This window comes from Amycolatopsis bullii, from assembly GCF_014654205.1.
In the GTDB taxonomy this organism is placed as follows: Bacteria; Actinomycetota; Actinomycetes; order Mycobacteriales; family Pseudonocardiaceae; genus Amycolatopsis; species Amycolatopsis plumensis.
This window is the reverse complement of the sequence record NZ_BNAW01000001.1, coordinates 40,439-60,862: the sequence shown is the minus strand read 5'-3', so window position 1 is coordinate 60,862 and position 20,424 is coordinate 40,439. Positions and strand designations below refer to the sequence as shown.

Below are 20,424 nucleotides of genomic sequence, written 5' to 3'. Positions count from 1 at the left end.
CCGGTCGGTGACCCGCTGTGACGACCATGGCGTACAGTGACTCCCGCCACAGACGTGAGGGGGCTCATGCAGGGGGACAGCCGAGCGCGCACCGTGGAGTTCTGGCGGGCCGTCGAAACACTCAGCCCGGCCACCGTGCCCAAGCTCGACCGGCGTGGCGGCCCGGGCGCCGACCAGCTGGTGTTCGACCTCGGCCCGCGGGAGCAGACCCCGTGGTCCGAAGGCCACCCGCTCACCGCCCGTCCACTGCGCGCGAGCTTGACGTGGCAGTTCACCGTCTACGGCGGCCTGTACGAGCTGACGTCGATCCGGGACACGCTCGCCCGGGCGTTCGGCGACGACACGACCCCGCCGGACGGCCGCAGCACCGGCCAGGCGGCCCTGTTCGCCTTCACCGTCGACGCCGACGGCTTCCTGGTCGAGGGTTCCGGCGCGCTTTCCGCCTGCGCCTGGGCCCTCGGCCGGCTGAGCGAGAACGGCCCGGACGGCACCGGCTGGCTCGACGGCTTCGAGGCCGAAGAACGCGGCTTCGCCGAGGGCCTGGACCGGCTGAGCCCACCCTCCCGCCAGGGCAAGGCGATGCAGGCCTTGGGCGAGCACGCGAAGGAGGCGGCGCGGGAAGCCGCCGGTGCCGGTGCCAAGGCCACGGGCGCGGCCGTCACCACCGCCGCGGCCACCGCGGTCACCTCGCTCGCCGGCCCGGTCGTGGGCGGGATCGCCGGCGCGGTGGCCGGCACCTTCGCCGAGAAGCTGCTCACTCCGGCGAAGAAGAAGCCGGCCGAGCCGGGAGCCGGTGCCCGGACGCCGGCGTTCGACCTCACCGCGGCGGCACTCCACGAGTTCACCGCGGAACTGGCCAAGGCGCTGGGCGTCACCGGCCCGCTCGGGCCGCAGGGCGTCCGCATCCAGTGCACGAAGGTGCGGGTCAAGGACGCCGCCGAGGCCCGCGACAGCACGTTCCTCAACAGCTTCCACGTCGACGACCTCGCCAAGATCGCGAAGGCGGTGCGGACCGGCGACCTCGGGACCGGTCTGCGCGGTTTCCTGTCCGACGCCGGGTCCGTGCCGGTCGGCGACCGGGTCGACGTCCGCGCCACCCCGCGCGCCGTGCTCGACGGGGTCGAGCCCGCCCGGCTGCCGCTCGGGCGGTGGCCCGGCGACCCGGCGCGGCCGCTGGTGCTGAGCCAGCAGTTCGCCGTCGACCGGATCATGGCCGAGCTCGGCGACGCGGGCGGCCTGTTCGCGGTGAACGGGCCGCCCGGCACCGGGAAGACCACCCTGCTGCGGGACGTCGTCGCCGCCGTGCTGGTGCAGCGGGCCCAGGCGCTCGCGAGGCTGTCTTCGCCTGCCGCGGCGTTCACCGGCGAGCTCGAGCGGGTCGAAATCACCGAGCGGTACTCGGCGTCCGTCCGCGGCGTCTCCCCCACCGTGACCGGCGCGGAGATCCTCGTGGCCACTTCCGGGAACAAGGCGGCCGCGAACGTGACCGCGGAAATCCCCGGCGTGGCGGCGGTCGGCGGCGCCGAGGAGGCCGCGGCCGCCGTCGACTACTTCCGCGGACTGGCCACGCACGTGCTCGGCAAGCCGGCGTGGGGCCTGCTCGCCGCCACGCTCGGCAACCGCAAGAACTGCGGCCAGTTCGCCAACCGGTTCTGGTGGGGGCAGGAAACCCTGCCGACGGAGGACCGGGACGCGAAGCCCGACATCCCCGGGATGCAACGGATCCTGCGTGCCGCGCGGGACGAGCCCGGTTCCGTCGACGACTGGGCGACGGCCGTCCGCCGGTTCCGCGAGGCGGAGGCCGTGTGCACGCGGCTGGCCGCCGAGCGTGCGCAGGTGGCCCGGGCCCTGCACGACCGCCCGGGCCGGGAGGCCGGCCTGCGCGACGCCGAAGCGGTGCTGGCCCAGCTCCGGCACCAGCAGGCGGTCCTGGGCGGCCGGATCACCGAAGCGCAACGCGGGCACGGGGCCGCCACGGCCGCGCTGCAGCACGCCACGGCGGTCCACCGCGACCACCGCGCGGACAAGCCCGGGTTCTGGGTCTCCGTCTCGACGCTGTTCCGGGCCGGACGCGCGTGGCACGCCGAACACGACCGGCTGCGCCGTCAACGCGACCAGGCGGCACAGGCGGCCGAGCGGTGGGCGGCGACGCTGCACCAGCTGGCCGCGGAAGGCTCCGCCCTCGACGCCCGGCTTCGCGACGCCGGTGGCCGGCGGGACCGGGCCCAGTTCGAGCTGAACCAGCTCACCTCGTTCCTCGCCGCCGCGCACAACCGGTGGCCGGACCGGGTTCCCGATCCGGCCGCGTTCACCGGCGACGACGCCCTCCAGCTGTGCGCACCCTGGGCCGACCCGGAGTTCACCGCCGCCCGCAACCGGGTCACCCTGGAGGCGCTCCGGCTGCACAAGGCCTTCATCCTGGGTGCGGGCGCGCCGATCCGCGACAACCTCACGACCGCCGTCGCGGTGCTCGGCGGGAACCCGAAGCTCCGGGACGAAACCCTGCTCGCGGTCTGGCAGACGCTGTTCCTGGTGGTGCCGGTCATCTCGACGACCTTCGCGTCACTGCCGCGGCTGTTCGGCCGTCTGGGCCCCGAAGCGCTGGGGTGGCTCTTCGTCGACGAAGCCGGCCAAGCCACGCCCCAGCAGACCGCGGGCGGCATCTGGCGAGCCCGGCGGTCCGTGCTCGTCGGGGATCCCCAGCAGCTGGAGCCGATCGTCACCCTGCCGTCCACCGCGCAGACGGCGCTGCTCAAGCGGTATTCCGTCGCCGAGGAGTGGCTGCCGGACGCGACTTCCGCCCAGCGCGTGGCCGACCGGCTCAACCGGTTCGGGACCGCCCTGCCCGATCCGATCGGTGAGGGGTCGACCTGGGTGGGTGCCCCGCTGCGGGTGCACCGGCGGTGCGACCGGCTGATGTTCGAAATCTCCAACCGCATCGCCTACGGCGGCGAGCTCATGGTCTACGGCACCGGCGACCGCCCGCCGTACCCCGGCCGGGACGAGTGGATCGACGTCCCGGCCGCGCATGCGCAGAAGCACTGGGTCCCGGCCGAAGGGCAGGCGCTCGGCCTGCTGCTCGACGAACTCGCCGGGCTCGGCGTCGCCCCGGGCGCCATCCGGGTGGTCAGCCCGTTCCGGGACGTGATCCGGGGTGCCCAGCGCGTCGTGCGGCAGAGGTCCGGCGGCTGGTCCTCGGCGATCGAGGTGGGCACGGTCCACACGGTGCAAGGGCAGGAAGCCGACGTCGTCGTGATCGTGCTCGGCAGCGACCCGGCCAGTGAAGGGGCGCGCCGGTGGGCCGCGGCCAAGCCCAATCTGCTCAACGTCGCGGTGTCGAGGGCGAAGCGCCGGTTGTACGTGATCGGGGATCGCCGCCGCTGGCAGGATCAGCGGTACTTCGACGTCCTGGCCACGGCCTTGCCCGTCCGGAACACCGGCTCGCGTCCGGACTGACTCAGAAGATCGACCAGCCGGTCAGTGTCGTGAACCGGTCCAGCGCGGCCACGCCGGCGACGGAGTTGCCGCGGGCGTCCAGTCCCGGGCTCCACACGCACACCGCGCACCGGCCCGGGACGATCGCCACGATGCCGCCGCCCACGCCGCTCTTGCCCGGCAGGCCCACGCGGTAGGCGAACTCTCCCGCCGCGTCGTACGTGCCGCACGTCAGCATCACCGCGTTGATCCGCTTCGCCGCGCTCAGCCCGAGCAGCCGCGAGCCGTCGTTGCGGACCCCGTGGCGGGCCAGGAACAACGCCGACCGGGCGACGTCGGCGCAGCTCATCGCGATCGAGCACTGGCGGACGTACTGGTCCAGCACCGACGGCACCGGGTGGCGCATGTTGCCGTAGGAGGCCATGAAGTAGGCGAGGGCGCGGTTGCGGTCGGCGTGCCCCGCCTCCGAAGCCGCCACCTCGAGGTCGACGGCGATCTCCTGGCGCCCGCTTTCCCGGCGGAGGAAGGCCAGCAACGCGTCCGCCGCGTCGCCGTGGCGGGCGAGTTCGTCGGTCACCACCAGCGCGCCCGCGTTGATGAACGGATTGCGCGGAATGCCGTCCTCGTGTTCGAGCTGGACCAGCGAATTGAACGGGTCGCCCGACGGCTCGCGCCCGACCCGCGCCCACACGCTGTCGCCCCGCGAAAGGGCCAGCGCCAGTGTGAACACTTTGGACATGCTCTGCACGGAGAACGGCCGCTCCCAGTCGCCGACGCCGTGCACCGCACCGTCCACTTCGGCCACCGCCATGCCGAACCGCCACGGCTCCACCCTGGCCAGCGCGGGAATGTAGTCCGCGACGGCGCCGCGGCCGATCTCCGGCGCGACGTCGTCGGCTATCCGGTCCAGCAGCGCCGCGAGCTCCACGGGCCGAGCGTAGAAGGCCGTCCGATCCGGACCGCGGGCGCCCCGGTCGAATCGGAAGCGGGCCGTTCCCGCCGTGATGTCCGGCACACCTTAAGTTTTCCTTAGCCCGCTTGGTGACCTCCCGCACACGGCTCTAGCGTCCGGTAACCATGGATTCCTCGCTGCTCACCGAAAAAGGTGAAAGCTACTCGAAAGCACTGGGCAACCGCCAGGTGCAGATGATCGCCATCGGCGGCGCGATCGGCGTCGGGCTGTTCCTCGGCGCCGGCGGCAAGCTCCACCAGGTCGGCCCGTCGCTGATCTTCTCCTACGCGATCTGCGGGCTCGCCGCCTACTTCGTGATGCGCGCGCTCGGCGAACTCGTCCTGCACGAGCCCAGCTCCGGCAGCTTCGTCACCTACGCGCGGAAGTTCATCGGGCCGTGGGCCGGCTTCGCCTCCGGCTGGATGTACTGGGTGAACTGGGCGATGACCGGGATCGCGGAGATCACCGCGGTCGCCATCTACGTGCACAAGTGGCTGCCGGACGTGCCGCAATGGATCACCGCGCTGATCGCGCTGGGCGTCCTGCTGGTGGTGAACCTGCTGTCGGTGAAGGTGTTCGGCGAGCTGGAGTTCTGGTTCTCGGTGGTCAAGGTGCTGGCCATCGTCGTGTTCCTGGTGGTCGGCGCGGGCCTGGTGCTGACGAGCGCGGACATCGGCGGCACCCCGGCCGGCGTGCACCACCTGACCGGCCACAGTGGACTCTTCCCGGCGGGCATCGGCATCGCGCTGATGACCCTGCAGGCGGTCATCTTCGCCTACTCGGCCATCGAGGTCGTCGGCATCGCGGCCGGCGAGACGAAGGACGCGCGCAAGGTGCTGCCGAAGGCGATCAACGGCGTGGTCTGGCGGATCGGCGTGTTCTACGTCGGCTCGGTGCTGCTGCTGGCGATGCTGCTGCCGTGGCCGTTCTACAGCGGCGACGAGAGCCCGTTCGTCACCGTGTTCAGCCGGCTCGGTATCCCGGGGATCGGCGACGTGATGAACGCGGTGGTGCTGACCGCGGCGCTGTCCAGCGTCAACTCCGGTCTCTATTCGACGGGCCGGATCCTGCGGTCGCTGGCCGAACAGGGCGAGGCGCCGTCGTTCGTCAGCCGGATGAGCCGGCGGCAGGTGCCCTACGGCGGGATCCTGTTCACGTCGGTCGCGTACGTGCTGGGCGTGGTGCTGAACTACCTGGTGCCGAAGGAGGCGTTCGACATCGCCATCGCGATCGCGTCGCTGGGCGTGATCAGCACCTGGGCCACGCTGATCTTCTGCCAGCTGCGGCTGCGCCAGGCTGCCCTGCGCGGCGAGCTGGAGCGCCCGTCGTACCGGATGCCGTGGGCGCCCTACAGCGGCTGGGCGACGCTCGGATTCCTGGTGCTGGTGGTGGTGCTGATGGGCTTCTCGGACGGCGCGGAGAAGATCGCGTTCTATTCGATCCCGGTGCTCGCGGTGGTCCTCGCGGTGGGCTGGCGTTTCGTGAAGCGCCGCGAACGCACCCCGCTCGGGTAAGCGCCGCCGGCCGGGCGGGCATACTCGACGCGTGTCCTCGAGCAGCACGGAGCCCCGGCGGGTGACGATCCACGACGTCGCCCGCTCGGCCGGGGTCTCCCGGCAGACCGTCTCGCGCGCGCTGAACGACAAGGCCGAGATCGACGGCTCGACCAAGCAGCGCGTCCTCGACGCCGTCCGCGAGCTCGGGTATCGCCCCAGCCGCTTCGCCCGCGGCCTGGTCCGGCCGGACACCACCACGATCGGCCTCGTCGTGCCGGACCTGCTCAACCCCTTCTTCACCGAGGTCGCGAAGGGGGCGCTGGAGGCGGCCCGCGCCCGCGGCTGGCACGTCGTCGTCCACGACACCGCCGACGACCCCGAGCAGGAACTGGCGACGCTGCGGGTGATCGGCACCCAGGTCGACGCGGTCACCGGCTACTTCGGCCGGTCCGACGAAGACCTCGACCGCCTCACCGCCGGCATCCCGGTCGTCCTGATCGACCGCGAACCACGCACGCCACGGTTCAGCGGGGTGGTGATCGACGGCGAGGACGGCGTCCGCGAGGCCGTCGCCCACCTCGTCTCGCGCGGGCACCGGCGGATCGGCATGCTCGACGGGCACCCCGCCCCGAGCGTCCGCCGCCGGTGGTTCCTGCGGGCCGCCGCCGAGTGCGGGGTGCCGGTGCAGCCCGGCTGGATCGCCGCCGGCGCCCAGAGCGTCGACGGCGGCGGCGCCGCGCTGGCCACCCTGCTCGCCGCCCACCCCGACGTCACCGCCCTGTTCGCCTTCAACGACGTGATGGCCATCGGGGCGCTGCGGGAGGCCCGCCGGTTCGGCCTGCGCGTGCCCGCCGACCTCGCCGTGCTCGGGTTCGACGGGCTCACCCTCGGCACCCTGGTCGAGCCGGAGCTCTCCAGCGTCGCGATCGACACCCGCGCGGTCGGCGCGCTGGCCGTCGAGCAGGCGGCCCGGCTGGTCACCGGCGCGGCACCCCTCGAGGCCGCCGATCTGATCGTCCGCGCCCGCCTCCACCTGCGCGAATCCGCCTGATCGCTTGACACCCGGTCCCGCCGCGCAGCACACTGCGAAGCGGTCCGTGAACGTTCACGGGAACGTTCTCGGGCGCCTGGCGGACGCGGAAAGGACCCCATGTCGTACCTCGAAGACCCCGGCCCCGGCCGCGGTTCCCTTCCGCCGCGCGCGGCGTTCACCTCCGACGCGCCATCGTTGTCACTGAACGGCACCTGGCGGTTCCGGCTGTCGCCGAGCCTCGCGGCCGCGCCGTCGGGGATCGAAGCCGAGGGGTTCGACGACTCGGCGTGGGACGAGCTGCCGGTGCCTTCGCTGTGGCAGCTGCACGGCCACGGGCGGCCGGCCTACACGAACGTGCCCTACCCGTTCCCGGTCGACCCGCCGCACGTGCCGTCGGACAACCCGACCGGCGACCACCGGCTGCGGTTCGACCTGCCCGCGGGCTGGCCCGCCGGATCCGCGGTGCTGCGCTTCGACGGCATCGACTCCTGCGGCCGGATCTGGCTCAACGGCACCGAACTCGGCGTCACGCAGGGCAGCAGGCTGCCGTCGGAGTTCGAGGTCGGGCCGCTGCTGCGGCCGGCCGGGAACGTCCTCGTGGTGCGCGTGCACCAGTGGTCGGCGGGCAGCTACCTCGAAGACCAGGACATGTGGTGGGCCTCGGGCATCTTCCGCGCCGTCACCCTGCTCGCCCGGCCGGACGGCGGCATCGGCGACTACTGGATCCGCGCGGACTACGACCACACCACCGGCCTCGGCACGGTCCGGGTCGAGACCCGTCCGGACGTCGTGCTGGACATTCCCGAGCTGGGCGTCACCGCGCACCCGGCCGGGGAAGCGCTGGAGCTGCCGGTCGAGCCGTGGAGCGCCGAGACGCCGCGGCTGTACGAGGGCACGCTGTCCACCGCGGCGGAGCGGGTTCCGGTGCGGATCGGGTTCCGGACCGTGACCATCGAGGACGGGCAGCTCAAGGTCAACGGGCGCCCGCTGATGCTGCGCGGGGTTAACCGCCACGAGCACGACCCGCGCACCGGGCGGGTGGTCTCGCCGGAGACCGCGCTGGCCGACGTCCTGCTGGTGAAGCGGCACAACGTCAACGCGGTCCGGACCAGCCACTACCCGCCCGACCCGGCCTTCCTGGAGCTCTGCGATACCTACGGCCTGTGGGTGATCGACGAGTGCGACCTGGAGACCCACGGTTTCGAGCCGCTGGGCTGGGCGGGCAACCCGAGCGACGAGCTGATCTGGGCCGAGGCGTACCTCGACCGGATGCGGCGCACGGTCGAGCGGGACAAGAACCGGCCCAGCGTGATCCTCTGGTCGCTGGGCAACGAAAGCCACACCGGGGAGAACCTCGCCCGGATGGCCGAGTGGGTGCGCCACCGCGACCCGACCCGGCCGATCCACTACGAAGGCGACCACGACTGCGCCTACGTCGACGTGCACAGCCGGATGTACGCCACGCACGAGGAGGTCGAGCGGATCGGCCGCAAGGACGACGACAACGCGCGGCGCCGGGAGCTGCCGTTCCTGCAGTGCGAGTACGGGCACGCGATGGGCAACGGCCCGGGCGGGCTGCTGGAGTACCGCGAGCTGTTCGAGCGGTACCCGAACTGCCAGGGCGGGTTCGTCTGGGAGTGGATCGACCACGGCCTCGCCGCCGACGGGCACTTCGCCTACGGCGGCGACTTCGGCGAACCGATCCACGACGGCAACTTCGTCATCGACGGGCTGGTCTTCCCCGACCGGACGCCGTCGCCGGGGCTGGCCGAGTTCGCCAAGGTGATCGAGCCGGTCCGGATCGAGGCGGACGCGTCCGGGATCCGGGTGAGCAACCACTACGACTTCGTCGACACCGGGCACCTCACGTTCACCTGGGTGCTCGAAGACGAAGGAATCGCCGTCGCCGAGGGCGTTCTCGAGGTGCCTCCGGTCCTGTCCGGACAGAGCACGGTGGTGTCGCGGCCCTCCTTGCCCGCGACGAGCGGGGAGTCCTGGTTGACGGTGTCCGCGGCGCTGACCTCGTCGACGGCGTGGGCACCGGCCGGGCACGTCGTCGGGTGGGGACAGCTGGCGGTGTCGGAGGCACCGGTCGCGGCACCGCTCCCGCCGCGCGGACCGGTGTTCCGCACCGGCGGGCGGCTGGTGCTCGGAGCCGGTGAGTTCGACCCGGCGACGGGCACCTTGTCGGCCCTCGGCGGGCACGTCGTGACCGGGCCGCGCCTGGACGTCTGGCGCGCGACGACCGACAACGACCGGGGCACGTTCGCGGGACGGCCCGACGCCGACCAGTGGCGCGAGGCCGGGCTGCACCGGATGCAGCACCGGGTGATCGCGGTCGACGCCGACGGCGAGGAGCTGGTGGTGCGCACGCGGGTCGCGCCGCCGGCCCAGCCGTTCGGGCTGTTCGCGGACTACACGTGGACGGCGTTCGACGACCGCCTCCGGCTGCGCGTCGAGGTGACCCCGGACGGCGAGTTCCCCGGCACGCTCCCCCGGCTCGGGCTGGCGATGGCGATCCCGGGCGCGTGGGGTTCGGCGGAGTGGTTCGGCGGCGGCCCGGGCGAGGCGTACCCGGACAGCCGCCAAGCGGCCCGGATCGGCCGGTTTTCCAGCAGCGTCGAAGGGTTGCAGACGCCGTACGTCTTCCCGCAGGAGAACGGCAACCGGACGGCAGTGCGCTGGGCCGCGTTGACCGCCCCGGACGGCGCGGGCCTCCGCATCGACGGCGACCCGGTCTTCGACTTCACGGCCCGCCGCTGGACCGCGGCGGCGCTGGAGGAGGCGCGGCACACCGATGATCTGGTGCCGGGCGAGCTGGTGCACCTGACGCTGGACGTGGCCCAGCACGGGTTGGGGACGGCGTCGTGCGGGCCGGGGGTGCTGCCTCGGTACCGGCTGGTGCCGCAGAAGACGGAGTTCACGCTGTGGTTCCGGCCGGTGCCGGGCCGCTAGTTTCGCGCCCACCCGGCTCAAGCAGGCTGATCAGCTTCGCAGCATCGGCGGGTAGAGCAGGTTCGCCGCGCCGCGCCGGTACAGCCGGGCCGGGCGGCCGCCGTCGCGGGTGGTTGTCCGGTCCGTCGGCTCCAGCAGGCCTTCCGCTCCCGTCACCTTCCGGTGGAAGTTGCGCGGGTCCAGCCGTGTGTCCCACACCAGCTCGTACACCCTCCGCAGCTCCGCGACCGTGAACTCCGGCGGGCAGAACGCCGTCGCCAGCGGGGAGTACTCCAGCTTCGCGCGCGCACGCTCCACACCGTCGGCCAGGATGCGGTCGTGGTCGAACGCCAGGCGCTCGGCTCGCAGCTCACGCACCGGTGCCCACCGCGCCTCCGCCGCGTCCGTTCCCGCCCGGGGCACCGGCAGGTCCGGCGCCAGCGCCAGGTACGCCACCGTCACGACCCGCATCCGCGGGTCCCGGTCGGGCGCACCGTAGCCCGCCAGCTGTTCGATGTGGACGGTCCCCGGCGCCAGCCCGGTCTCCTCCGCCAGTTCCCGGCGCGCCGCGTCCGCCAGGTCCTCGTCCTCCCGGACGAATCCGCCCGGCAACGCCCACTCCCCCTCATACGGCGGAACTCCCCGGCGCACCAGCAGCGCGCACAGCTCGTCCCCGGTCAGGGTGAGCACGACGAGGTCGACGGTGACGGCGAACGGCGGGTGATCCATGCCACCCACCCTAATCGTCAGCTTGACGATTAGCGAGTCCACCCCATATCGTCACGACGACGATAAGAGGAGGACTCCATGGCACACATCGACCGCCGGTTCGGGTTCCGGCACCTGCGTGGTGCGCCCACCGTGCACATCCGGCACTACCGCCGCGGCAAGCTCGCGCACGACGGCGTCGGGCTGTCGTTCTGGTACCGGCCGCTGACCGCGGTCGTCTCGGAGGTCCCGGTCGACGACCGCGAACTCCCGCTGCTGTTCCACGCCCGCACGGCCGACTTCCAGGACGTCACCGTCCAGCTCGCCCTCACCTTCCGCATCGAGGACCCGGCGCTCGCCGCGCAGCGCATCGACTTCTCCATCGACCCGGACACCGGCCGCTGGAGAAGCGATCCCCTGGCGCAGATCAGCGGGCTGCTCACCGAGAACGTCCAGCAGTACGCGGTCGAGGTGCTGACCCGCACGCCCCTGGCCACCGCGCTCGTCGACGGCGTCCGCGCGGTCCGCGACCGGATCCGCGCGGGCCTCGCCGAAGAGGACACACGGCTCGCGCAGACCGGCTCGGCCGTGATCGACGTCCGCGTCGTCGCGATCCGGGCCGAGCCCGAGGTCGAGAAGGCACTGCAGACGACCGCGCGGGAGAAGGTGCAGCAAGAGGCCGACCGCGCGACCTTCGAGCGGCGCGCGCTCGCCGTCGAACGCGAACGCGCGATCAGCGAAAACGAGCTGCAGAACCAGATCGAGCTGGCCCGCCGCGAGGAGCAGCTGCTCGCCCAGCGCGGTGCGAACGCCCGGCGTCAGGCGGAAGAAGCCGCGGCGGCGAACCGGATCGAGACGGAGGCCCAGGCGTCGCGCGAAGAGCGGCTGACGCAGGTGAAGGCCGAGGGGAAGCGAGCGCTCGGCGAGGCCGAAGCGGCGGGCGAGGCGGCGCGGCTGGCCGCGTACCGCGACCTGCCCGAGGGCGTGCTGACCGGCCTGGCGCTGAAGGAACTGGCCGGCAACCTGCCGCGGATCGACAGCCTGGTGCTCACCCCGGACCTGCTCGCGCCGCTGCTGACGAAGCTGGGCGTCCGGTCGTGAGCCTCGCTCCGCGGGTCGTGCTCGTCCACCGCCGCACCGAGCTGGACGAGCTCGTCGCCCGCCACGGCACCCGCGGTCAGGCCGAGTTCTTCCTGCGCACCCGTGGGCGCGACCTCGCCGAGGTCACCGCGGCGGACGCGGCCGTGCGCGCCGCGCTCGCCGCGGCCAGTGCCGCCATCCCGCTGGACTGGCGTCGCGGCGAGGTCGAACGCGCCGACCTCGACCGGTTCCTCTTCACGCCCGAGGACGTCGTCGTGGTGGTCGGGCAGGACGGCCTGATCGCCAACGTGGCCAAGTACCTCGACGGCCAGCCGGTGATCGGCGTCGCGCCCGGCGAGCCCGGTGTCCTGGTCAAGCACCCGGTCGAAGCCGTCGCGGACCTGGTGCGGTCCCCGGCCGACGTCGAGCACCGGACGATGGCCGAGCTCACCGCGGACGACGGCCAGCGGCTGCTCGCCCTCAACGAGATCTACCTCGGGCACCCCGGCCACCAGACCGCCCGCTACCGGCTGGGGGTCGGTGGCGGGCGGCCGGAACGCCAGGCGTCGTCGGGCATCCTGGTCGGGACGGGCACCGGGGCGACCGGCTGGTGCGGCTCGGTGTGGCGGGAACGCCGCAGCGAGCTGCCCCTGCCGGCCCCCGGCGAGGCCCGGCTGGTGTGGTTCGTGCGGGAGGCGTGGCCGTCCCCGACGACCGGAACCACCTGCACCGAAGGCGAACTGACGCGGGCGCCGCTGACGGTCGAGGTCGAATCCGACCGCCTGGTCGCGTTCGGCGACGGTCTCGAAGCCGATACCGTCGCCCTCACCCGCGGCCAGACGGCGACCTTCGCCCCCGCGGCGAAGACCGTCCGCCTGGTGCGGTGACCGAACGGACGACACGGCGTGTCAGGTGCCGTAGCGGGCCTCGACGATCGACGGCGTGTCGAGGTTGTGGCCCGCGTCCATGCTCTGTGCCAGCCGCAGGTACTGGCCCTCGGCCCACATCAGCGGGCCCGCGCTGCCGGTCGGGTGGCCGAGGCCGAAGCAGCCGACGTCGGCGCGGTCCCAGACCTGCTCGGGCACGAAGTAGCCGTCGTTGACCGAGTCCGCCATGGACTTCAGGTACACCGCCGCCGGGCGGCCGTTGGCGAGCTCGTACTGCCCGCGCTCCCCCGACAGCACCGGCCACAGCCGCCCGAACCGCTGGGTGCCGCCGGCCGGCCAGCCGCTGCAGTTCGCGGTGCTCTCGCCGTAGTTGTCGTGCGGGTAGCGGTGGAAGTAGACGTCCCCGTTCGGCAACGTCACCTGCATCGCCGCGTTGCCGTCCGACGCGGCGGCCGTCGGGGCCACCGAGTCGGCGATCGTGGCGTCCCCGGCCGGCCGGATGCCGAGCCGCACCAGGTCGAGGAAACCGAAGTCGGTGACGTCGTGCTCGTAGAAGCAGCCTTCGTCGAAGCAGATCGTCGCGGTGTCGTTGGGGTTGCCGGCCCGGTCGAGCCGCTCGTAGTAGGTGTGGCCGCCCCAGTAGCCGGACGTCGTGACGATCCAGCCGGCCAGGGAGTTCCGCCAGGAGTCCGCGGTGGACTCCCACGTCGACGCGCTCGCCGTGTCGCCGTTCGCCCGCGCGATGGCCCCGGCCGCGATCAGCCCGGCGATCTCCGCCGCCACCGACGAAGGCGACTTGCCGTACTGCTCCTCCCAGCGTTCGGTGGTGTCCGGGCCGGTGGTGACGACGTGGTTCGCGGTCGTCTTGACCTTCGCGTAGGTCGAGGCGTCGGTGAGGCCGGTCAGCCAGGCCAGCAGGATCGCGTCGGCGTCCTGGTCCAGTTGCTCGCAGCAGCCGAGCTGCTGGGCGCTCGCCCCCGCGACGCCGGACACCGGGCTGTAGCGCGGGAAGGACCCCGCGGGATACGTCGTGCCGTCGCCCGCCGTGGGGCTGCCGATCCACTGCGCGTTCCAGAGGAACTGGGCCATCCGCTTGGCCTGCGCGCTGTCGCCGGCGGCCAGAAGACCGGTCGCCTGCTGGTAGAGGTCGCGGCCCCAGACGCGGTGGTAGCCGTCGTTGAGGTGGTCGCCGTTGGTGAAGTCACCCCACGGCGTCGCCAGGCCCGCGACACTCGCGCCGGGGTGCTGCTTGTCTTCGGCCGTCTTCAGCGCCATGGCCGCGACGTAGTAGGCGCGACGCCGTTGCGTGTCCCCGGAAACGCCGGCCGGCGCCGGTTTCAGGCCACCGACGTAGGTGTTCCAGCCACTGCGGTAGGACGCCGACACGCCGGCGAACCCACTGCTCAGCGAGGCGCTCGCGGCCGAGGACGCGGCGGCCGCGGTGCCGCCGTAGCCGAGTGCCGCGGTGAAGGTCGTGTCCGAGCCGACCGGGATCTGGCCGCACTGGACGACGTTGCCGGTGCCGGAGACGGCGTCGAACTGGTTGTTCAGGGTCTTGTCGGCGCGCAGGTCGACCAGGCAGTCGCTGGCCGCGCCGCTGTAGCCGTTGTCGTGTGCGGTGAAGCCGGTCGAGACGCGCAGCGCGGAGACGACCGTGGTGGCCGTCCCGCCGAACAACGTCTCGGTGCCGCTCGCCATCAGGGCACCGGTGGGGTCCCACCAGGCGTTGTCGTTCGCCCCGCCGCCCGCCATCGACGGGTTGGCGAGCAGGTAGAGGCGGTAGGTGCCGCCGTCGAGGGACTGGAACCGGGTGTTCGTGACGAGCGTGGCGCGGGCCGGGTCGGTCACGTAGTTGGTGGTGATCCGGTACTTCCCGCTTTTCGCCGTGTTGGTGATCGTGTACTGGAGCGCCTTCTCGTCGGGCATGGTCACGACGTGGTTCGTGGCGTCGCGTTCCAGGTCGACGAAGGTCGAGCCGTCGGTGACGACGAACTGCATGTCCTGCATGTTCGGGACGTCGGCCCGGGGGTAGAAGACCTCGGACGTGACGCCGTTGGCGACGGTGAACCAGACCGGGCTGGCGGTGGTCGTCGACGTGCCGAGCGCGGACTTGTTGCCCGTTGCCCAGGAGGCTCCGCCGCCGCAGCAGTCTGTGGCCGTTCCCGTTGCGTGGGCTGTCCCCTGGAGGGTTCCGGCCAGCAGGATGGTGGTTGCTGTGCAGGTCAGGACGGCTTTCCACCTGATCATCGGGGTCCTCCGACGGCGTTGTCGTGGATATGTTGTGGGTCGCAACATATTGAGGGGTGGCGGGATGACAGGCAATGTCCGATGGGTCTGTATCGATGCAGACCGACGCTGGTCTGTTTTTGAAGCCGTGATGTGACTACGGCCGGCAACGCCGGGCGTGTTGGGGCTTCGGATCGGGGTTGCGGGGGGTGTGGGTTTCGGTGGGTGGGCTGCCGGGCTTCCCTCGAGACGAGACGAGACGAGGCGCGGTCGTGCGGAAGGGGCGGGGCGTGGTGGGCCGAGTGCGGGAGGCGCGAGTTGCTGCAAGGCGAAGTGCGGAAGGGGCGAGTTGCTGCAGAGCGGGCCGCGGGAGGACCTGAGACCGGCCGCTCAGGCGTCGGCTATGCGGTCCAGCCACTCGGCCAGTAAGACTCGTTCGGCCTTCGTCAGTGCCGTTGCTCCGTCGAGGCCGGCCCGCAGGGCGATGGCCCGCTCCGGCAGGTCCGAACCCGCCGGCTCCTCGGCACCGGTGAGAATGCGGGCCAGCACGGTCTCCCGGGCTGTCGCCGACAGCTCCGGGTCGCGCTGGTCCTCCGGTGTCGCGATCTGGGTCAGCACCACGCCCATGCCCGCCGCGTGCGTCAACCGGGCTGCTCGCTCCACGCTCACCCGCAGCCGGCCTGCCGCTGCGACGCGCTCGACGATGGCCCGCAGCATCGCTTCGGCTTCGCGAGCCGCCGGCGAGGTGCGGCCCGGGCGGGCATCGCCGTACATCAGGACGTAGAACTCCGGGCGGGCCAAGCCGAACTCGATGTGCAGGTCCCAGCCGCGGCGGAGGTCCTCGACCGGGTCGCCGGTGGAGCCCATCGCGCGCTTGCTCTTCAAGTACTCGTCGAAGCCGTAGGCCGCGACCGCGTCGAGCAGGCCGTCCTTGTCGCCGAAGAGGCGGTACAGCGCCGGCGGCTGGACGCCGGCCGCCGCGCTGACCGCTCGGGTCGAGAGGCCGTCGCGGCCCTCCGCCGCGAGCAGCGCCGCCGCCGCTTCGAGGATGCGCACGCGCGTGTCCACCGCCGTCTTCGTTGCCATGGTTCCAATGATAACAAGTCCTCGGTAGCACTCGTTCGGTATCAGTGATACTTTTGGACAGGTACCGACGGAAACAGGAGATCCCATGCGCACCCGCACCCTCGGCCGGACCGGTCCGGCCGTCAGCGCCCTCGGCCTCGGCCTGATGGGCATGTCCGACCTGTACGGCCCGGCCGACGAGACCGAGTCCGTCGCCACGGTGCACGCCGCCCTCGACGGCGGTGTCACCCTGCTGGACACCGGCGACTTCTACGGCATGGGCCACAACGAAATGCTGCTGCGCGAGGCCCTGCGCGGACGCGACCGCGACAAGGCGGTGATCAGCGTCAAGTTCGGCGCGCTGCGCGGCCCGGACGGCGCCTGGCTCGGCTACGACAGCCGCCCCGAGGCCGTCAAGACGTTTCTCGCCTACAGCCTGCGCCGGCTCGGCACCGACCACATCGACGTCTACCGCCCGGCCCGGCTCGACCCGGCCGTGCCGATCGAAGACCAGGTCGGCGCGCTGGCCGAACTGGTGCAGGCCGGCTACATCCGCCACATCGGACTGTCCGAAGTGGGCGCGGAGACGCTGCGCCGCGCCGCCGCCGTGCACCCGATCTCGGACCTGCAGATCGAGTATTCCCTGCTGTCACGCGGGATCGAGGCGGAAATCCTGCCGGTCGCGCGTGAGCTCGGCATCGGCGTCACCGCGTACGGCGTCCTTTCCCGCGGCCTCCTCAGCGGCCACTGGACGCCGTCGCGCGAGCTGACCGCAGCCGACTTCCGCAGCCACAGCCCGCGGTTCCAGGGCGAAAACCTCGATCGCAACCTGGCCCTGACCGACGCGCTCGGCAAGCTCGCCGCCGCCAAGGGGGTCACGACCGCCCAGCTCGCCATCGCCTGGGTCGCCGCGCAGGGCGAGGACATCGTCCCCCTCGTCGGCGCCCGCACCCGGGTCCGGCTGGCCGAGTCCCTCGGCACCACCGACGTCGAGCTGACCGGCGCCGAGCTGGCGGAGATCGAGGCCGCCGTCCCGGCCGGGGCCGCGGCGGGCGGCCGGTACGCCGCCGCTCAGCTCGATCACCTGGACAGCGAGAAGTAGTCGATCGCCACGCGGTGCGCGAGGCGGCGCAGCAGCGGCGCCGCCTCCGCCATGCACCGCGCCGGGTCCGGTTCCAGGTCGGTCAGCGCGTACGCGGCCGAGATACCCGCGTCCGCCAGCTGGGCCGAGGACAGCCGGCAGCGGCCGGACACCGCGACGCAGGGGATGCCCCGGGCCGCCGCGGCCCGGGCCACCCCGGCCGGGGCCTTGCCCGACAACGTCTGCTCGTCGAGTGATCCCTCGCCGGTGATCACCAGTGACGCACCCGCCAGGGCCTCGTCGAAATCGAGGAGGTCGAGCAGGAGCTCGATGCCCGGCCGCATCCGGGCGCCCAGCACCGCCATCGCGGCGAAACCCACTCCCCCGGCCGCCCCGGCGCCCGGCCGTTCGGCGAACGAAGGCCCGGCGATCGACGCCCAGTGCCGCAACGCGGCATCCAGGGTCTCGACCTCGGCGGGGGACGCGCCCTTCTGCGGGCCGTAGACCGCGGCGGCCCCGCGCGGCCCGTACAGCGGATTGTCCACATCGCACGCCAGCTCGATGTCCACTTCGGGCACGTTCGACAGGTCCAGGGAGGCGAGCCGGGACAGGGCCGCGCCTCCGGAGGGCAGCTCACGGCCCGCGGAGTCCAGGAGCCGGGCGCCCAGCGCGGTCAGCAGGCCCGCGCCGCCGTCGGTGCAGGCACTGCCGCCGACGCCGAGCACGATCCGGCGGCACCCGGCCCGCACGGCCGCGGCGATGACGTCGCCGGTTCCCGCGCTGGTCGCGGTGAGCGGCTCCGGCGCCCCGGGCAGCCGGTGCAGTCCGGACGCTTCGGCCAGCTCGACGACCGCGGTGTCCCCGCGGACCGCGTAGCACGCCGTCACCGGCGCCCCGGTCGGCCCGCGGGCCGGGACCGGCACCCGCGCGTACCCGGCGGCGACGGCGGCGTCGACCGTGCCTTCGCCGCCGTCGGCCACCGGAAGGGTCCGCGCCACCACCTCGGGGTGGACGTCGGCGAGACCGGAAGCCACCGCCGACGCCACCTCCCGCGCGGTGAGCGAGCCCTTGAACTTGTCCGGCGCGACCAGGACCGTCACGCGCTCGCCTTGAACGCCCGCCAGTCGCCGATGTCGGTGATGTCCCGCAGGGCGACGTGCGAGGTGTACGGCCGCCGCAGCAGCATCGCGAACGCCGAACTGCCGTCGGCCAGCTCCACCACGCCCAGTTCCAGCTCGTGCGGCTCGGCCGGCAGCACGCGGTCCCGCAGAGTGTCCAGGGAGACGTCGTAGACCTCGCCGGTGACCGCCGCGCCGCCGTGCGACACCGGGTACAGCGCCGGGCACTGGTCGCCGACGGCGTAGAACCGGTACTTCGGCGCGGTGTCCGCCGTCGCCACGAACGGCGATCCGTCGAGGAGGTGGTGCAGCGGCTCGCCGCGCATGGCACCGCCGTTGAAGAACATGAGGGGCACGGGGAACTCCTTACCGGAAGAGGGTTTCGACACCGTCGATGGCGAAGTACACCGCGAACACCAGCGCCAGCACCGACAGCAGCCAGCCGGCCTCTCGCCACTTGCCGCGGCCGATCTTGATCAGCACGAACGCGATCAGGCCCGCGCCGACGCCGTTGGTGATCGAGTAGGTGAACGGGATCAGCGCCGCGGTCAGGAAGACCGGGATCGTGTAGTCCGGGTCGTGCCACGGGATGGTCCGGCACTGCGCGACCATCAGGCCGCCGATGACGACCAGCGCGGGCGCCGCGGCCTGGGCCGGGACGACCCCGGCCAGCGGCGTGAACAGCAGCGTCCCGGCGAACAGCAGGCCGGTGACGACGCTCGCCAGCCCGGTCCGCGCACCCTCGCCGACGCCGGCCGCCGATTCCAGGAACACCGTGTTCGGCGACGAGCCGGTGACACCGCCGGCGATCGCGCCCGCGCCGTCGACCAGCAGGATCCGGCCCATCCGCGGGACTTTCCCGTTCTTCGACAGGCCCGCTTCGTCGGAGACGCTGGTGATCGTGCCCATGGCGTCGAAGAAGCCGGACAGCACCAGCGTGAACAGGAAGACCGTGGCCGCGAGCGCGCCCGCGGAGGCGAAGCCGCCGAAGAGGTCGATATGGCCGAGGAGCCCGAAGTCCGGGGCGGCGACGACGTGGTCGGGCAGCGCCGGAGTGGTGAGCCCCCAGCCGCCGACGCCGAACCCCTCGTGCAGCACGACGGCGAACACGGTGGCCACCCCGATGCTGATCAGCACCGCGCCCGGGACCTTGCGGGCCATCAGCACGATCATCAGCAGCAGGCCGAAGCAGAACACGACGATCGGCCAGCCGTGCAGGTGCCCGCTCGCCCCGAGGCGCACCGGGACCGTGGTCTGCGCCGCGTCCGGCACGCGGGTCACGAACCCGGCGCTGACCAGGCCGACCAGGGCGATGTAGAGCCCGATCCCGACGGTGATCGCCATCTTGAGCGGCCGCGGGATGGCGTTCATGATCCGCTCGCGGACACCGCTGACCGCCATCAGCACGATGCACACGCCTTCGAGCACGACCAGCCCGAACGCCTGCGGCCAGGTCATCGACGGCGCCATCTGGAAGGCGACGATGCCGTTGATGCCCAGGCCGGCGGCGAGCGCGAGGGGCGCGTTGCCGACGAGTCCCATGAGGACGGTCATCACGGCGGCGGACAGCGCGGTCGCCGTGGTCACCTGCGCGGCGGAGAGCCGGGCGCCGGTGATGTCGGCGGAGGCGCCGAGGATGAGCGGATTGAGCAGCACGATGTAGGCCATCGCGACGAACGTGGTGACTCCGCCGCGGACTTCGCGGCCGATCGTGCTCTGCCGGGCCCGCAGCTCGAACAGCTTGTCGAGCAGCGAACGGCGTTGCGGGGGTACTTCGTCGACCACGGGGGTGGGGACTTCGGTCTGGGTCATGCGTCCTGCCCTTGCCGGTGGGGGGTGCTCGGCCAGGGCCAGGCACCACGCCGTGCCTGGCCGAGCGGGACGTTCGATTCGGGTGTGCTCCGGTCAGCTGCTGACTTCGTGGGTCAGTAGTCGGTGCGGTCGCTCTTGTCGAGCCAGGCCGCGAAGGGGGCGAAACCGTCCTTTGCGGACAGCCGGGTCACGGGTACCGTCCACGTCTCACGGGGACGGTCGAAGAGTTCGTAGAAGGCGCGGTCGTCGAAGCCGGCCTTGGCCGCGTCGTCACGGTCGGCGGCGAAGAGGACCTTGTCGACGCGCGCCCACAGCGCCGACGACAGGCACATCGGGCACGGCTCGCAGCTGGAGACGAGCACGCAGCCGTCGAGCTTGAACGTGCCCAGCGTCTGGCAGGCCGCGCGGATCGCGACCACTTCGGCGTGCGCGGTCGGATCCAGGTTCGCGGTGACGCGGTTGACGCCGGTCGCGACGACCTCGCCGTCCTTCACGATCAGCGCGCCGAACGGGCCGCCGCCGTTCTCGACGTTGTGCGTGGCGATGCGGACGGCTTCGTCCAGCCAGTCCTGTTCGGCGGAAATCGACGTGGTCATC

The 20,424-nt window shown here is 72.5% G+C and carries 15 protein-coding genes; 7 read left to right on the top strand and 8 right to left on the bottom strand.

Annotated features, from left to right (window positions below):
- Window positions 1–66: 66 nt before the first annotated feature.
- A complete protein-coding gene (locus IE317_RS00255) occupies window positions 67–3,456 on the top strand; it encodes a DEAD/DEAH box helicase (protein WP_191305968.1) in 3,390 nt (1,129 codons plus the stop codon).
- A gap of 1 nt (window position 3,457) precedes the next feature.
- Here the strand turns inward: IE317_RS00255 and IE317_RS00250 are convergent, their stop codons facing one another.
- Complete coding sequence (locus IE317_RS00250) at window positions 3,458–4,363, bottom strand: glutaminase (protein WP_191305967.1); 906 nt, start codon at window positions 4,361–4,363, stop codon at window positions 3,458–3,460.
- Between the two features lie 149 nt (window positions 4,364–4,512).
- Between IE317_RS00250 and IE317_RS00245 the strand changes: the two genes are divergently transcribed.
- The 3 genes from IE317_RS00245 to IE317_RS00235 all read left to right on the top strand — a co-directional run bounded on the left by IE317_RS00245 (window position 4,513) and on the right by IE317_RS00235 (window position 9,871).
- Window positions 4,513–5,901, top strand: coding sequence for an amino acid permease (locus tag IE317_RS00245; protein ID WP_191305966.1), 1,389 nt, complete (start codon window positions 4,513–4,515; stop codon window positions 5,899–5,901).
- Between the two features lie 31 nt (window positions 5,902–5,932).
- The gene (locus IE317_RS00240) at window positions 5,933–6,934 is read left to right on the top strand and encodes a LacI family DNA-binding transcriptional regulator (RefSeq protein ID WP_229902387.1); all 1,002 of its coding nucleotides are present in this window, start codon (window positions 5,933–5,935) and stop codon (window positions 6,932–6,934) included.
- Between the two features lie 99 nt (window positions 6,935–7,033).
- A complete protein-coding gene (locus tag IE317_RS00235; protein ID WP_191305965.1) occupies window positions 7,034–9,871 on the top strand; it encodes a glycoside hydrolase family 2 TIM barrel-domain containing protein in 2,838 nt (945 codons plus the stop codon).
- A gap of 30 nt (window positions 9,872–9,901) precedes the next feature.
- Here the strand turns inward: IE317_RS00235 and IE317_RS00230 are convergent, their stop codons facing one another.
- Window positions 9,902–10,579 (bottom strand): NUDIX hydrolase, encoded by a 678-nt coding sequence (locus IE317_RS00230; RefSeq protein ID WP_191305964.1) that lies wholly within the window; start codon window positions 10,577–10,579, stop codon window positions 9,902–9,904.
- 78 nt (window positions 10,580–10,657) lie between these two features.
- Between IE317_RS00230 and IE317_RS00225 the strand changes: the two genes are divergently transcribed.
- Window positions 10,658–11,659 (top strand): SPFH domain-containing protein, encoded by a 1,002-nt coding sequence (locus IE317_RS00225; RefSeq protein ID WP_191305963.1) that lies wholly within the window; start codon window positions 10,658–10,660, stop codon window positions 11,657–11,659.
- Window positions 11,656–12,525, top strand: coding sequence for an NAD(+)/NADH kinase (locus IE317_RS00220; protein ID WP_191305962.1), 870 nt, complete (start codon window positions 11,656–11,658; stop codon window positions 12,523–12,525). Before IE317_RS00225 ends, IE317_RS00220 begins: the two co-directional genes overlap by 4 nt.
- Before the next feature lie 21 nt (window positions 12,526–12,546).
- Here IE317_RS00220 and IE317_RS00215 read toward each other — a convergent pair whose 3' ends face one another.
- On the bottom strand, window positions 12,547–14,772 hold the full coding sequence (locus tag IE317_RS00215; RefSeq protein ID WP_191305961.1) for a glycoside hydrolase family 15 protein: 2,226 nt from the start codon (window positions 14,770–14,772) through the stop codon (window positions 12,547–12,549).
- A gap of 369 nt (window positions 14,773–15,141) precedes the next feature.
- Window positions 15,142–15,837 carry a TetR/AcrR family transcriptional regulator gene (locus IE317_RS00210; protein WP_191305960.1) on the bottom strand — a complete coding sequence of 232 codons (696 nt, stop codon included), beginning with the start codon at window positions 15,835–15,837 and terminating at the stop codon, window positions 15,142–15,144.
- A gap of 85 nt (window positions 15,838–15,922) precedes the next feature.
- Here IE317_RS00210 and IE317_RS00205 point away from each other — a divergent pair, with 85 nt between their 5' ends.
- Window positions 15,923–16,918, top strand: a complete 996-nt coding sequence (locus IE317_RS00205; protein WP_191305959.1) for an aldo/keto reductase — start codon at window positions 15,923–15,925, stop codon at window positions 16,916–16,918.
- Here IE317_RS00205 and IE317_RS00200 read toward each other — a convergent pair.
- The 4 genes from IE317_RS00200 to IE317_RS00185 form a co-directional block, all read right to left on the bottom strand.
- Complete coding sequence (locus tag IE317_RS00200) at window positions 16,897–17,997, bottom strand: glycerate kinase (RefSeq protein WP_191305958.1); 1,101 nt, start codon at window positions 17,995–17,997, stop codon at window positions 16,897–16,899. The genes IE317_RS00205 and IE317_RS00200 overlap by 22 nt on opposite strands.
- The gene (locus tag IE317_RS00195) at window positions 17,994–18,371 is read right to left on the bottom strand and encodes an allophanate hydrolase-related protein (RefSeq protein ID WP_191305957.1); all 378 of its coding nucleotides are present in this window, start codon (window positions 18,369–18,371) and stop codon (window positions 17,994–17,996) included. The genes IE317_RS00200 and IE317_RS00195 overlap by 4 nt, the downstream gene beginning before the upstream one ends.
- 10 nt (window positions 18,372–18,381) lie before the next feature.
- Window positions 18,382–19,827 carry an NCS2 family permease gene (locus IE317_RS00190; protein WP_191305956.1) on the bottom strand — a complete coding sequence of 482 codons (1,446 nt, stop codon included), beginning with the start codon at window positions 19,825–19,827 and terminating at the stop codon, window positions 18,382–18,384.
- Between the two features lie 113 nt (window positions 19,828–19,940).
- A complete protein-coding gene (locus IE317_RS00185; RefSeq protein WP_191305955.1) occupies window positions 19,941–20,423 on the bottom strand; it encodes a nucleoside deaminase in 483 nt (160 codons plus the stop codon).
- Window position 20,424: the final 1 nt, after the last annotated feature.